Source organism: Erythrobacter sp. BLCC-B19, from assembly GCF_028621955.1.
Lineage (GTDB): Bacteria > Pseudomonadota > Alphaproteobacteria > Sphingomonadales > Sphingomonadaceae > Erythrobacter.
This window is the reverse complement of sequence record NZ_CP117516.1, coordinates 363,615-376,766: the sequence shown is the minus strand read 5'-3', so window position 1 is coordinate 376,766 and position 13,152 is coordinate 363,615. Positions and strand designations below refer to the sequence as shown.

Below are 13,152 nucleotides of genomic sequence, written 5' to 3'. Positions count from 1 at the left end.
CGCATCTCAGCCCGTTTCGCGAGGGTGTCACTTGCCCGTCATATAGGATAGACAAAGGGGGACATTCTGGAGGGCCGAGACATGATTCTCGCCGCGGCTTGCCGCGTCATGATTGTTGCGCTTGCTATCGGGGGGGCGACCCAGGCGCGGGCCGATGTGCTCGAACTGGGGGCAGATGGCGCGCGCTGGGTGGCAGGGCCGCTGGCGCAGCAACCGCCGGCCGTCGCCGATCCGGCTGTCACCCCTGCCGCGCTGACCGATTTCGACGCCGAGGTTGCCTTGCCCGAACACGCGGTCGCCTATCCCAACCAGTCGGCTTCGGTGATTCCGCTGCGCTATCAGGCCAAGATCGCCGAGCTTTCGGCGCGCTTCGACCTCTCGCCGAGCCTGCTTGAAGCGCTGGTGTGGCAGGAAAGCCGCTGGAACGAGAATGCGCGCTCGCCCGTGGGGGCGCAGGGGTTGGCGCAGTTGATGCCGGGGACGGCGCGTTATCTCGGAGTCGATCCCAACGATCCTTTCGCCAATCTCGAAGGCGGGGCGCGGTACCTGCGTGAACAGCTCGACCGGTTCGAGGGCGATCTGGAAAAGGCGCTGGCGGCCTATAATGCCGGGCCGGGCCGGGTCGAACGGGCTGGGGGCATCCCCAATATCCAAGAGACAAAGCAATATGTTGCCGCCATCATGGGGCGGCTTGCCAACCATTCGCGCGTCGCGGGGCAGTGACCTTTGCACGCGCCACTTGAAAGCTTGATCTGAACAATGACGTCGCTTTTTTCTCTGCCTGCCCGTCTTGCTGCCGCGCTTGCGCTGGTTTCTGCCCATTCGGCTGCCTATGCCCAAGCCGCCGATCCGGCGGGCTCCGGCCCGATCAACAATGCGCTGCTGTGGCTGCAAGGCACGTTGCTGGGCACGGTCGCCACGACCATCGCTGTCATGGCGGTCGCCGCAATCGGCTTCATGATGCTCACCGGCCGGATGAACTGGCGCTTCGGCGCGACCGTCATCATCGGCGTGTTCATCCTGTTCGGCGCGACCACGATTGTCGCCGGTATCCAGTCGGCGGCGGGCTAGACTCATGAGCGACCTCGTCCGCCACCCCGTCCACCGCGCGCTGACCCGCCCGCAGATGTTCGCCGGCGTGACGATGAATTTTTTCATCATCAACCTGATGGTGACGACGATCGCTTTCCTGATCCTCAAGAGCTGGTGGATCCTGCCGGTTCCGGCGGTGATGCACGTGATCGGCTATTTCGCGTCGCTGCGCGAACCGCGCATTTTCGACCTGTGGATCACCAAGGTTTCCAAGTGCCCGCGGGTGCCCAATTTCAAGCGTTGGGGGTGCAATTCCTATGCCCCGTAAATGGATCGGCGCTGCCGCGTGGAGCGCGAAGGAAGCCAAGGTCGGCGACCGCCTGCCCTATGCCCGGCTGATTGACGAGAACACTGTGCTGCTGCGCGATGGCTCGGTGATGAGCGCGATCCAGGTGCCCGGCCTCTTGTTCGAGACCGAGGACAGCGATGCCCTCAACTCCCACGCCGCCACGCGCGAGGTGATGCTGCGCAGCACGCTCGATGCGCGCTTCGTGATGTATCACCACGTCATCCGCCGCCGGGTAGAGGTGGAGCTGGATGCGGAATTCCCCGATCCCCTCAGCCGCCATATCGACGCGCGCTGGAAGCAGCGGCTGGCGGGCGGATCGCTGTTCATCAACGACCAGTTCGTCACCCTGATCCGCCGCCCCGCGCGCGGCAAGACGGGGCTGCCCGAGCGGCTTTCCAAGATGTTCAGCCGCGCCGGGGCTGACGAGCTTGAGGCAGACCCGAAGGATCTGCGCAGCCTCAAGGCCGCGATCACCGGCATCGTCGCGAGCTTGCAGAACTACGGCGCGGCGGTGCTGGGGGACTATCAGGCCCCCGGCTCCAGCGGCACCAATTCGGAGATGCTCGAGCTGCTCTCCGCGCTGTATAACGGCGAAATGCGCCCGGTGCGCCGTCCGTCCGAAGACACCGATATCGGCCACATGCTCCCCTATCGCCGTGCTTCCTTCGGGCTTGATGCGATGGAGCTGCGCGGGTCAGCCGCGCCTGATTTCGCCGCGATCCTCGGCCTCAAGGACTATCCCGAGGCGACCTCGCCCGGCCTGCTCGACAACCTGTTGCGCCTGCCGTTCGAGATGGTCGTCACCGAAAGCTACGCGCCCAACGAGCGCACCACCGCCAAGGAACGGATCGACCTTGCCCTGCGCCGTTCGCGCTCGGTCGATGAAGAAGCCGCCGCCGAGCGCGCCGACATGCTCGCCGCGCGCGATGCGCTGGGTAACGGGGCGGTCGGCTTTGGCGACCATCATCTGACCGTGCTGGTGCGCGAAAGCACCCTGCCGCGGCTCGACGACGCGATGGCCGCCTGCGCGGCGGCGCTGGCCGATACGGGCGCGATCGCGGTGCGCGAGGACACCAATCTCGAACCTGCCTTCTGGGCGCAGTTCCCCGGCAACGAGGAGTATATCGTGCGCCGCGCGCTGATCTCCTCGGCCAACATGGCGGGCTTCGGGAGCTTCCACGGCTTTGCGCTGGGGCAGGCGTCCGGCAACCACTGGGGCGATGCCGTGACGCTGCTGGAAACGACCAGCGCCACGCCGTTCTTCTTCAACTTCCACCACGGCGATCTCGGCAATTTCTCGGTCATCGGGCCGTCGGGCTCGGGCAAGACCGTGGTGATGAACTTCCTCGCCGCCCAAGCCCAGAAGTTCAAACCGCGCACCATCCTGTTCGACAAGGATCGCGGGGCGGAGCTGTTCATTCGCGGGATCGGCGGGCGCTACAGCCGCATTGCGCCGGGCGATCCGACCGGTTTCAACCCGCTCTCGCTGCCCGATACCCCCGCCAACCGCGCCTTCCTGCGCGACTGGCTCGCCGTACTGCTGAAGGCCGATGGGCCGGAGGAGTTTTCGACCATCTCGGCGGCGGTCGATGCGACCTATGCCAACGACCCCGCGCTGCGGCGTCTGCGGCACTTCAAGGAGCTGCTCTCGGGCACCCGCCGCCCGCAGCCCGGCGACTTGGCTGACCGGCTGGCGGCGTGGATCGCGGAGGGCGAGCACAGCTGGCTGTTCGATAACGAGCGCGACCGGCTCGACCTGGGCGAGCGGGTGCTCGGCTTCGACATGACCGCGCTGCTCGAAAACCCGCGCCTGCGCACGCCGACGATGATGTACCTGTTCCACCGCATCGACGAGCGGCTGGACGGGCAGCCGACCATGATCCTGATCGATGAAGGCTGGAAGGCGCTGGACGACGAGGTCTTCGCCGCGCGCATCCGCGACTGGCTGAAGACGCTGCGCAAGCGCAACGCGCTGGTCGGCTTCGCCACCCAGTCCGCGCGCGACGCGCTCGACAGCCGCATCTCCACCGCGCTGGTCGAACAGACCGCGACCATGGTGTTCATGCCCAACAGCCGCGCTCGCCCTGAGGATTACTGCGACGGCTTCGGCCTCACCGCGCATGAATTCGCGCTGATCCGCTCGCTTCCGGCGCATTCGCGCTGCTTCCTCGTGCGCCAGCCCGATGCGAGCGTTGTCGTCCGCCTCGACCTGTCGGGTGCGCCCGAGGTGCTCACCATCCTGTCGGGCCGCGAAAGCGCGGTGCGCCGCCTCGATCTGCTGCGCGAGGCGGTGGGCGATGCGCCTGCCGCATGGTTCCCGGCGCTCACCGGCAGGGCGTGGCCGGATGGCGCGCAGGCTGAAGACGATCCCATGTGGCAGGCCGCCGAATGAGCACGGCCTGCGACCTTGCCGCGCAGGCGATGGGCACCGGGGTTTCCTCGGCGCTTACCGCGGTCGATTGCATCGCCAGCACCATGAGCGAGCAGGCCTTCAACCGCCTGTTCGGCACCGAGGGGCAGCTCGCGCTCGCGCTGACCATCGTGCTGGGGCTCTATGTCGCAGGCTTCGGCATTTCGCTGATGCTGGGCCGGTCGAACCTCGGTGTGCGCGCGCTGATCCCGAAGATGATGACGCTGGGGCTGGTGCTGACTTTCGCCACCTCCTACGTCGCCTTCTCGACGATCTTCTACAACATCTTCGTCGGCGGGCCGGACGAGATTGCGGGCTACCTCACCGGATCGGGCGGGGAGAGCGCGACCGCCGTGTTCGCGCAGAAGCTCGACGTGGTGTTCCTCGCGGTTCAACAGGCGAGCGGGGATACCAAGGATATCAGCGCGTTCTCGCCGCCCGGCATGATGTGGCTGGGGGCGATGCTGCTGCTCTTGGGCACGGTCGGCCTGCTGGTGACGGCGCGCATCGCACTGGCGCTGCTGCTGGCAGTGGGGCCGATCTTCGTGGTGCTGGCGCTGTTCGAAGGCACACGCGGGCTGTTCACTGGCTGGCTCAAGGGGCTGACGATGATGGCGCTCGCCCCGCTGTTTGCAGTGCTGGGGGGCACGATCATGCTGGAGATGGCAGTGCCGGTGCTGGCCGCGCTGGTGGCGGTGCCGGGCAAGATCGACCAGCAGGCGGCAATGGCGTTCTTCCTGATCGGTGCGGTGCATCTGGCGCTGATGCTGATGGCGCTCAAGGTGGCGGGCACGATGGTGTCGGGCTGGACGGTGTTCGGCCTCGTCCCCTCCAGAGAGCGCGCCCGCACCGATGATGGCCCGCGCCCCGTGCCGGTGCCGCAGCCGGTCGGCACCGCGCCGCGCAATGTCAATGTCGCTCCGCCTGCAACCGGCCTTGCCGCTGCCAGAGCGGTCATGGCCACGCCGCCCAGCGTGGTGGTCGCCAATGATACCGGGCCGCAAGGCAGCGCCCCGCGCGAGACCCGTGTCTTTGCAACGGGCGATCCAGGCGGCGGGCAAGCCGCGCTGCTCAACGCGGGCACATCGCGCACCCGCGGGATCGGTAACCGCTTCCGCACCGCATCGACCACCAAGCCTGCCCCTGCCCCCAAAGCCCCCCCTCCGGAGACCTACCAATGACCCGCGCCGTGCTGCTCGCCGCGCTCGCTCTCAGCCTCGCCGCGCCGCTCGCCGCGCAGGACAACCGCTTGCAGACGCTTGTCTATGACGAAAACGCCGTGGTCACGGTCGAGGGCAAGGTGAAGGTGCAGACCACGATCAAGTTCGCGCCCGACGAAGTGATCGAGAATGTCGCGATCGGGGATTCGATGGCCTGGCAGGTGCAGCCCAACAAGGCGCAGACGATCCTGTTCATCAAGCCGCTGGAGCCGGCCGCGCGCACCAACATGACTGTGGTGACGGACAAGCGCACCTATCTGTTCGATCTGGTGGCGAGCCCGAAGAATGGCGCGCTTTACGTCCTCCAGTTCCGCTATCCCGAGCTGGAAAAGGCTGCCGAGGAAGCGCGCCTTGCCGCCATTGCCGAGGCTGAGGCCGAGGCTGCGCGGGCGGCGGCTGATCCGGTCGCGGTCGCTGCCGCCGATACATCTGCGGGCGTGACCGACCCGGCCGAACTCAACTTTGCATGGGCCAGTGCAGGCACGCCCGCCCTGCTGCCCACCCGTGTGTTCGACGATGGCGCGGGCGTGTTTCTGGCATGGCCTTCGGGCACGGCGATCCCGGCGATCCTCATCACCAATGACGAGGGCGAGGAAGGGCCAGTCAACTTCACCGTGCGCGGCGAGACCGTCGTGGTTGATGGGGTGCCGCAGCGCATCATCCTGCGATCGGGCCGCGATACGGCATCGCTCACCAATCTCGGCCCGGCGCGCGGCTCGGCCCGGCAGGCCGAATTGAGTGCCCCGCGCAAGAAGGGCAAGAAGGGGTCGTGATGATGACAATTGCGCCCCTCGCCACCACGATTACCGCCAAGGAGAGCATCTGATGCGTCTGGCCATGCGTTTGCCGCCGAAGAAGGGCGAGGGCGGCGAGAGCGTCGATCCGCGCACCCGCGAATCCGCCGAAATCATCGACCTTGCCAGCCGTGCGGCCTTCCCCGCTGTTACCGACCGCAAGGCCAAGGGTGACGGGCTGGGGCTTGCCGCCGGGGTGGCGATTGTCGGCCTGCTGGGGGCGGTGACCTTTTGGGCGATGAATTCTGCGCGCACGCCTGATCCGCAGGGGATCGGCAATCCCGCCGTGACCCCGCCTGCTGCTGTTGCTGCCGCGCCCGTGCAGCCTGCCGCTGTGCCAGGGCAAGCGCAGCCGAACGGCGCGCCGGTGGTGCTCCAGCCCGATCCCGCGCCCGCGCCGGTCTATGCGGCCAATCCGAACATGATGCCGGTGCCCGCGGCCAACCCCTATGCCTCGCCGAGCCTCGTGTTCGACAACAGCACGGGCCGCAGCCTGCGCGTGGCAGAAGCGCCGGTGGGCGCACCGGCGGCGGGCACGGCGAGCGATGCGGCGACCGGCGGCAGCGCCTCGGCCTTTGCCAGCCGCGTTGGCGGCGTGGGCGGCGCGCCCGCGCAGGCCCGCCCGATGACTGCGCCCTCGACCACCGTGACCGAGGGCACGCTGATCCCCGCGGTGCTCGAAACCGCCATCAACACCGACGTGCCCGGTTATGTCCGCGCGGTGGTGAGTCAGGACGTCAAGAGCTTCGACGGCAAGCGTGTGCTGATCCCGCGCTCCTCGCGCCTGATCGGGCAGTATCAGGCCGGGGTCGAGCAGGGCCAGCGCCGCGCCTATGTGATCTGGACGCGGCTGATCCGGCCCGATGGCGTGTCGGTCAACATCGCCTCGCCTGCGGTGGGCTTCGATGGGACGACGGGGCTGGAGGGTGACGTCAACAGCCACTTCCTCAAGCGCTTCGGATCGGGCCTGCTCTTGTCGGTCGTCGGCGGTCTCAGCGCGGTGGCGACCGGGGGCGTGGGCGGGTTGATCCTCGGCACCGGGGCGCAGGGTGCGGCCAATTCGGCGGTGCAATCGCAAGGGCAGATCAGCCCCACGATCCGCGTGCCGATGGGCGAGCCGATCAAGATCTTCGTCGCGCGCGATCTCGATTTCAGCAAGGTCGGCAACTGACCCCATGAGCGCGGATATCCACCGGCTGGGGGAAGGGGAGGGGAGCGCTGTGCCGCTGTCCTCCGAACGCAGCGTCTATCTCGACGCCTATCTCGCGCCCTTCCGCCGCTGGCTCGACCGGGACACCGTAACCGAGATCATGGTCAACCGTCCGGGCGAGGTGTGGATCGAGGATGCCGCCAGCCCCGGGATGCAGCGGATCGAGACCCCCGAGATCGACGATAGGCTGGTGCAGCGTCTGGCTGAACAGGTTGCCCGCGTCAGCCATCAGGGGATCAACCGCGAGCATCCCCTGCTCGGCGCGACCCTGCCGGATGGCGCGCGCGTGCAGTTCTGCGGACCGCCGGCTGCGAGGCGGCATTGGGTGATGGCGATCCGCCGCCACCGCCGGCTCGATCTGCCTCTGGATGCCTATGACACCGGGCCGCTGGCGGGCGAAATGCTATTCGACCTGCCCGATCCGCAGACCCAGCCCATCGCCTATCTGCGTGCCGCGATCCGGGCACGACGCACGATCCTGATCTCGGGCGGCACCAGCACTGGCAAGACGACGTTCCTCAACGCCATGCTCGGCGAAATCCCGCCCGAAGAGCGCGTGGTGCTGGTCGAGGATACGCCTGAGCTGAAGTTCCCCGGCGCCAATGCGGTGGGCCTCGTGGCGGTGAAGGGCGAGTTGGGCGAGGCCAAGGTTACCGCCAACGAACTGCTCCAGGCTGCTCTGCGCCTGCGTCCCGACCGCATCGTGCTGGGCGAATTGCGCGGGGCCGAGAGTGTCAGCTTCCTGCGCGCGATCAACACCGGGCATCCCGGCAGCTTCTCGACCATCCACGCCAACTCCCTGCGCGGCGCGCTGGAGCAATTGGCGCTGATGGTGATGCAGACCGGGATCGGCCTCACCCGGCAGGACACCATCGCTTACGCCGCAAGCGTGATCGACGTGATCGTGCAACTGGGGCGCGATGCCAATGGCAAGCGCGGGATCACCAGCATTGCGGAGAGCCGCAGTCTGGTGTGAGACGGCGTGCCTGACATTGGTGTGACAAGCAGCGCTTCCTGATTTACACCGCTCGCGCAAGCGAACAGATGCGCTGTGCACACGCGCTCGCAGACCGGCGACGCATGGCAGAACGGGAAAGCGATGAGTACGTCACCGATGGGGAGCAACGAGGCGTCAGCCAGCGCCGGGCAGATGCCGCTGGCTGAGCTTGGACCGGACGAATCGCCCTATTTCAATCGCGAGCTTTCGTGGCTCCAGTTCAACCAGCGGGTGCTGGCCGAGGCCGACAACCTTGCCTACCCGCTGCTGGAACGGCTGCGGTTCCTGTCGATTTCGGGCAGCAATCTCGATGAATTCATGATGATCCGCGTCGCGGGCCTTGTCGGGCAGGTGCAGCGCGGCCTCGCGACGCCTTCCATCGACGGACGCAGCCCCAGCCAGCAACTCGCCGCGATCCGCGAAAAGCTCGCCGAGCTTTCGCAGCGCCAGCAGGCGATCTGGCGCACGGTGCAGACGGGGCTCGCCGAGGCCGGCATCCATATCGCCGACGAACAGCGCGTCAGCCCGGCGGCGCACAAGTGGCTGAAGGACTACTTCCTCACCGAAATCCTGCCGATCATCACGCCGCAGGCGCTCGATCCGGCCCACCCGTTCCCCTTCGTCCAGAACGAGGGCATGGGCCTGCTGTTCACCCTGACCCGCGATGCGACCCGCGAACAGCTGATCGAAATGGTGCTGATCCCGAGCGCGCTGCCGCGCTTCGTGCGGGTGCCCGATGCGGTGACGGGCGAGAGCGGGGCGCTCTATATCTCGATCGCGCGGCTGATCCAGCGCTATGCCGAGGCGCTGTTCCCCGGCTTCACGATCCAAGGCGACGGGTTGTTCCGGGTGCTGCGCGACAGCGACATCGAAATCGAGGAAGAGGCCGAAGACCTCGTTCGCACCTTCCGCAGCGCGATCCAGCGCCGCCGCAGGGGGCAGGTGATCCAGCTCGAAATCGAGGAGGATTTCGATCCCGCCGCCGAAGCCCTGCTGCTCGAACAGCTGGGCATCAACGAGGCCGCGCTGATCAAGACCGATGGCATGATCGGCATCGACGGCCTTGCTGAGATCGTCGCCGAAGACCGGCCCGACCTGAAGTTCGACGCCTATTCCCCGCGCTTTCCCGAACGCATCCGCGAACATGACGGCGATGCCTTCTCGGCGATCCGCGAGAAGGACATCATCATTCACCACCCCTATGAAAGCTTCGAGGTGGTGGTCGATTTCCTGCGGCAGGCGGCCGCCGACCCGGATGTGGTGGCAATCAAGCAGACGCTCTACCGCGCGGGCAGCCAGTCGGCGGTGATCAATGCGCTGATCGAGGCGGCCGAGGCGGGCAAATCGGTGACCGCCGTGGTCGAACTCAAGGCCCGCTTCGACGAGGAACAGAACCTCAAGTGGGCGAGCAAGCTCGAACGCGCAGGGGTGCAGGTGATCTATGGCTTCACCGACTGGAAGACCCACGCCAAGGTCGCGATGGTGGTGCGGCGCGAGGCCGACGGCAGCTTCCGCACCTATTGCCACCTCGGCACCGGCAATTACCACCCCGTCACCGCGCGGGTGTATACCGACCTCAGCTTCTTCACCGCCGATCCCAAGCTGGGGCGCGATATCGCCAAGATGTTCAACTTCATCACCGGCTATGTCGAACCCCACGCGCTCGAACGGATGCACATTGCGCCGATTGATTTGCGGCAGGAAATCTATGCCCGGATCGATACCGAGATCGCCCATGCGCAGGCCGGAAAGCCGGCTGCGATCTGGCTCAAGTGCAACCAGCTGACCGATGAAGGCGTGATCGACCGGCTCTACGCCGCCAGCAATGCCGGCGTGCAGATCGAACTGGTGGTGCGCGGCATCTGCTGCCTGAGGCCCGGCATTGCGGGGCTTTCGGAGAATATCCGCGTGAAGTCGGTGATCGGCCGCTTTCTCGAACACAGCCGCATCTATGCCTTCGCCAATGGCCACCCCATGCCATCTGCCCATGCGTCGGTGTTCATCGCGTCTGCCGACATGATGAGCCGCAATCTCGATCGCCGGGTGGAAACGTTGATTCCGATATTGAACCGCACGGTGCACGATCAGGTGCTCCAGCAGGTGCTGCTCGCCAATATGCTTGATACCGAACAGAGCTGGTGGGCGCATCCGGATGGCAGCTATTCGCGGGTTGAGCTTGAGCCGGGCGCGAAGCCCTTCAATTGCCACCGCTATTTTATGACCAACCCCTCGCTGTCCGGACGGGGCGGGGCGCTCGAGGCGGGCGCGGTGCCCAAACTCAGCTTGCGCCGGGGGGCGGTGGCATGATCTGGAAATGGCGCCGCGAGGCGCGCAGCAGCGGGCTTGGCCACACCAGCGCCGAGCGCGCGATCATCGACATTGGCTCCAACACCGTGCGCCTTGTCGTCTATGGCGGCACGATGCGTGCACCCACCGTGGTGCTGAACGAGAAGGTCACCGCCAAGCTCGGCCGCGAGATTGCCGCGACCGGCAGGCTGGCGGACGAGGCGATGGCACTGGCGCTCAGGGGGCTGAAGCGCTTTGCGCTGCTGCTCGCCGATCTCGGGATCAAGGATATCGAAACCGTCGCCACCGCCGCAGTGCGCGACGCTGCCAACGGGCCGGACTTCGTTGCCCAATTGCGCGCCATCGGCCTCAACCCGCGGGTGATCTCGGGCGAGGAGGAAGCCCTCCTGTCCGCGCATGGCGTGATCGGTGCCTTCCCGGATGCGCGCGGGATCGTGGCCGATCTGGGCGGCGGGAGCCTTGAGCTGGTGCGCGTCGCCAATGGTCGCACCGACAGCGCCAGCTCGCTGCCGCTGGGCACGCTGCGCTTGCCCGATCACCGGGGCAAGAACCCCAAGACGGCCAACACCGAGATGCGGAAGTCGCTCGACAAGGCGATCCGCAAGGGGGGCTGGGACTTGTCGGCAACGCCCGCGGCCAGCAACGGCGCGCTTTATCTTGTCGGCGGCACGTGGCGGGCGATGGCGGTCTACGCCATGGCGCTGCGCGGCTGGCCGCTGAGCGATCCGCATGGCTTTGCGATTGATGCCGCGGCTGCGCAGGATCTCGCCGTAGCGCTTGCCGCCAGCGAGAGCGAGGCGCTCAAGGGACGCGAGCGCATATCCTCGATGCGCGCCGAAAAGCTGCCCGATGCCGCCGTGCTGCTGCAAGCGCTGCTGGCGCGGCTGGCGCCCGAACAGGTGGTGTTTTCCAGCTGGGGTCTGCGCGAAGGGCTGCTCTATGACCGCCTGCCTGAACACACCCGGTTGCAAGACCCGCTGCTTGCCGGTGTCGCCACCTTTGCGAGCCAGCGCGCTGCCGAGCCGACGCTGGCAACCCGCATGGCCGCATGGACGCTCGATGCTGCGCCTGCGCGCGAGCACGGTTCGGAACGGCTGCGGATGGCGGCGACCATGCTCGCGCTCGCGGGGATGCAGATCGAGCCCAACATCCGTCTGCCGCAAGCCATCAACTGGGCGCTGCACAAGCGCTGGGTCGGGATCGACGGCAAGGGTCGGGCGATGCTGGCGGCGGCGATTGCGGCCAATGGCAACCAGCTGACCCTCCCCGCAGAGGTGCGCGCACTGGCCTCGCCCGAAGCGCTGGAGGAGGCGGTGCGCTGGGGTCTGGCGCTCCGGCTCGCGCGGCGGCTGGGGGGGCAATCATTGCGCTCGCTCGAAGTCAGCCAGCTGGCGATCGACGATACCGGCCTGGTGCTGCGCCTTGCCACCAGCCATGCGGCGCTGTTCGGTCAGCCGACCGAAAAGGACATGAAGCTGCTCGCCGGCCGGTTGGGGCTGCCCTGGCGGGTCGAGATCGTCGATGAAATCGTGATGTAAGTGGACAGGGCAGTGCGGCCGTCATCTGGCGGCCTGCCCTTACGCCTGCTTCTCGCTCCCAAAGGGCGAGAAGTCGGTATCGATGTCGAACAGGTCGACGCCTTCTGCCGCCTTCAGCCGGTTCACGACGACATAGGTGACCGGCGTCAGCACCGCTTCCCACACGACCTTGAGCGCCCAGTTGGTGACCATGACAGTCAGCACCGCCTCGGTCGTCCAGATGCCGTAGAAGGCGACGGGGTAGAAAATCAGGCTGTCGACGCCCTGTCCCACAAAGGTCGATCCGATGGTGCGCGTCCACAGGGCGCGGCCCTTGGTCCAGACCTTCATCTTGGCCATCACGAAGGAATTGACGAACTCGCCCGCCCAGAAGGCGGTGATCGAGGCGACCACGATGCGCCAGGTGCTGCCGAATACGCTGTCATAGGTCATCTGGCAGATCGCCCCGCCGGGGATCGCCGGATCGGCGGTGGTGGTCGGCGGACGCTCCCCGCCAAAGCCGCTGGCGGCGCATTCCCACCCGCCGAACGGGGGCAGAGCGGTGACGACATAGGACATGAAGGCAAGGAACAGCATCGCCGCCGTCCCCACCCAGATCACCCGCCGCGCCCTGGCAAAGCCGTAAATCTCGGTCAGCACGTCGCCGATCACGTAGCCCAGCGGGAAGAACAGAATTCCCGCGCCATAGATGAACACGCCGTCGGGCGCGGGCCACCAGCCTTCGGGCCAGAATGGCACATCGACAAAGGTCAGCTTGGCCGCGCCGATGATGTTCGACAGCAGCAAGATGGCGACGAAGGCGGCCATCACCAGATCGTAATAGCGGAAGGTGACGGGCGGCTTGCTGGTGGCGATGATCCCGTCGGTCGGGTCACGATCAAAGGCGGCAGCGGGATCGGCGGGCGCGGTGTTTTCCATCGCGGCGAGGGTTAGCGTGATTTGCGCCAAGCGCAAAGCGCGCTAATGACGCACCCGGCGCGCGCCCGTAGCTCATCTGGATAGAGCGCGAGACTTCTAATCTTGAGGCAGCAGGTTCGAGTCCTGCCGGGCGCGCCAAATCGTCCCCCCAACAAGGGGACGACGATTTGGCGAGCCCCAAAGGAGCGAACCTCGTTCGGAAACGGAGCAGCCACAGGCTGCGGAGTTGAACGCGTTGCAAAGCGACGCGGACAGTCCTGCCGGGCGCGCCGCGCCCCTTCATCCGAGGGGATTGCGCCACGTATAATCCCTTGCTCCGTTAGCCGAATCCGTTAGCCTTCCCCCAAGCAGATTCCGGGGGCAGAATCGGTGGCCGG

The 13,152-nt window shown here is 66.7% G+C and carries 11 protein-coding genes and 1 tRNA gene; 11 read left to right on the top strand and 1 reads right to left on the bottom strand.

Annotated features, from left to right (window positions below):
- The first annotated feature begins 108 nt into the window (after positions 1–108).
- From PS060_RS01575 to PS060_RS01530, 10 genes are all read left to right on the top strand, one after another.
- Positions 109–723: a lytic transglycosylase domain-containing protein gene (locus PS060_RS01575; protein WP_273984990.1), complete on the top strand. Its 615-nt coding sequence runs from the start codon at positions 109–111 to the stop codon at positions 721–723.
- Positions 724–759: 36 nt separating this feature from the next.
- On the top strand, positions 760–1,071 hold the full coding sequence (locus PS060_RS01570) for a TrbC/VirB2 family protein (protein WP_273984989.1): 312 nt from the start codon (positions 760–762) through the stop codon (positions 1,069–1,071).
- 4 nt (positions 1,072–1,075) lie between these two features.
- The gene (locus tag PS060_RS01565; RefSeq protein WP_264392494.1) at positions 1,076–1,360 is read left to right on the top strand and encodes a type IV secretion system protein VirB3; all 285 of its coding nucleotides are present in this window, start codon (positions 1,076–1,078) and stop codon (positions 1,358–1,360) included.
- A complete protein-coding gene (locus PS060_RS01560; protein WP_273984988.1) occupies positions 1,350–3,773 on the top strand; it encodes a VirB4 family type IV secretion/conjugal transfer ATPase in 2,424 nt (807 codons plus the stop codon). Before PS060_RS01565 ends, PS060_RS01560 begins: the two co-directional genes overlap by 11 nt.
- A complete protein-coding gene (locus PS060_RS01555; RefSeq protein WP_273984987.1) occupies positions 3,770–4,972 on the top strand; it encodes a type IV secretion system protein in 1,203 nt (400 codons plus the stop codon). The genes PS060_RS01560 and PS060_RS01555 overlap by 4 nt, the downstream gene beginning before the upstream one ends.
- Positions 4,969–5,784 (top strand): TrbG/VirB9 family P-type conjugative transfer protein, encoded by an 816-nt coding sequence (locus PS060_RS01550; protein WP_273984986.1) that lies wholly within the window; start codon positions 4,969–4,971, stop codon positions 5,782–5,784. The genes PS060_RS01555 and PS060_RS01550 overlap by 4 nt, the downstream gene beginning before the upstream one ends.
- Positions 5,785–5,836: 52 nt before the next feature.
- On the top strand, positions 5,837–6,976 hold the full coding sequence (locus PS060_RS01545; RefSeq protein ID WP_273984985.1) for a TrbI/VirB10 family protein: 1,140 nt from the start codon (positions 5,837–5,839) through the stop codon (positions 6,974–6,976).
- 4 nt (positions 6,977–6,980) lie between these two features.
- A complete protein-coding gene (gene virB11, locus PS060_RS01540) occupies positions 6,981–7,991 on the top strand; it encodes a P-type DNA transfer ATPase VirB11 (protein WP_273984984.1) in 1,011 nt (336 codons plus the stop codon).
- A 123-nt stretch (positions 7,992–8,114) separates the two neighbouring features.
- Positions 8,115–10,319 carry an RNA degradosome polyphosphate kinase gene (locus PS060_RS01535; protein WP_443112397.1) on the top strand — a complete coding sequence of 735 codons (2,205 nt, stop codon included), beginning with the start codon at positions 8,115–8,117 and terminating at the stop codon, positions 10,317–10,319.
- Complete coding sequence (locus tag PS060_RS01530) at positions 10,316–11,857, top strand: Ppx/GppA family phosphatase (protein ID WP_273984983.1); 1,542 nt, start codon at positions 10,316–10,318, stop codon at positions 11,855–11,857. Before PS060_RS01535 ends, PS060_RS01530 begins: the two co-directional genes overlap by 4 nt.
- 39 nt (positions 11,858–11,896) lie before the next feature.
- On the opposite strand, the gene PS060_RS01525 is transcribed toward PS060_RS01530, so the two are convergent.
- Entirely contained in the window at positions 11,897–12,775 is an 879-nt protein-coding gene (locus PS060_RS01525) for a queuosine precursor transporter (RefSeq protein ID WP_273984982.1), read from the bottom strand.
- A 61-nt stretch (positions 12,776–12,836) separates the two neighbouring features.
- Between PS060_RS01525 and PS060_RS01520 the strand changes: the two genes are divergently transcribed.
- Positions 12,837–12,913: transfer RNA gene (locus PS060_RS01520), tRNA-Arg, on the top strand.
- Positions 12,914–13,152: the final 239 nt, after the last annotated feature.

Bases quoted from the DNA above. Each gene is read 5' to 3' on its own strand.
- PS060_RS01555 (WP_273984987.1), top strand. From the start codon at position 3,770: ATGAGCACGGCCTGCGACCTTGCCGCGCAGGCGATGGGCACCGGGGTT.
- PS060_RS01560 (WP_273984988.1), top strand. From the start codon at position 1,350: ATGCCCCGTAAATGGATCGGCGCTGCCGCGTGGAGCGCGAAGGAAGCC.
- PS060_RS01530 (WP_273984983.1), top strand. From the start codon at position 10,316: ATGATCTGGAAATGGCGCCGCGAGGCGCGCAGCAGCGGGCTTGGCCAC.
- PS060_RS01565 (WP_264392494.1), top strand. From the start codon at position 1,076: ATGAGCGACCTCGTCCGCCACCCCGTCCACCGCGCGCTGACCCGCCCG.
- PS060_RS01550 (WP_273984986.1), top strand. From the start codon at position 4,969: ATGACCCGCGCCGTGCTGCTCGCCGCGCTCGCTCTCAGCCTCGCCGCG.
- virB11 (WP_273984984.1), top strand. From the start codon at position 6,981: ATGAGCGCGGATATCCACCGGCTGGGGGAAGGGGAGGGGAGCGCTGTG.
- PS060_RS01570 (WP_273984989.1), top strand. From the start codon at position 760: ATGACGTCGCTTTTTTCTCTGCCTGCCCGTCTTGCTGCCGCGCTTGCG.
- PS060_RS01575 (WP_273984990.1), top strand. From the start codon at position 109: ATGATTGTTGCGCTTGCTATCGGGGGGGCGACCCAGGCGCGGGCCGAT.
- PS060_RS01525 (WP_273984982.1), bottom strand. From the start codon at position 12,775: ATGGAAAACACCGCGCCCGCCGATCCCGCTGCCGCCTTTGATCGTGAC.
- PS060_RS01535 (WP_443112397.1), top strand. From the start codon at position 8,115: ATGAGTACGTCACCGATGGGGAGCAACGAGGCGTCAGCCAGCGCCGGG.
- PS060_RS01545 (WP_273984985.1), top strand. From the start codon at position 5,837: ATGCGTCTGGCCATGCGTTTGCCGCCGAAGAAGGGCGAGGGCGGCGAG.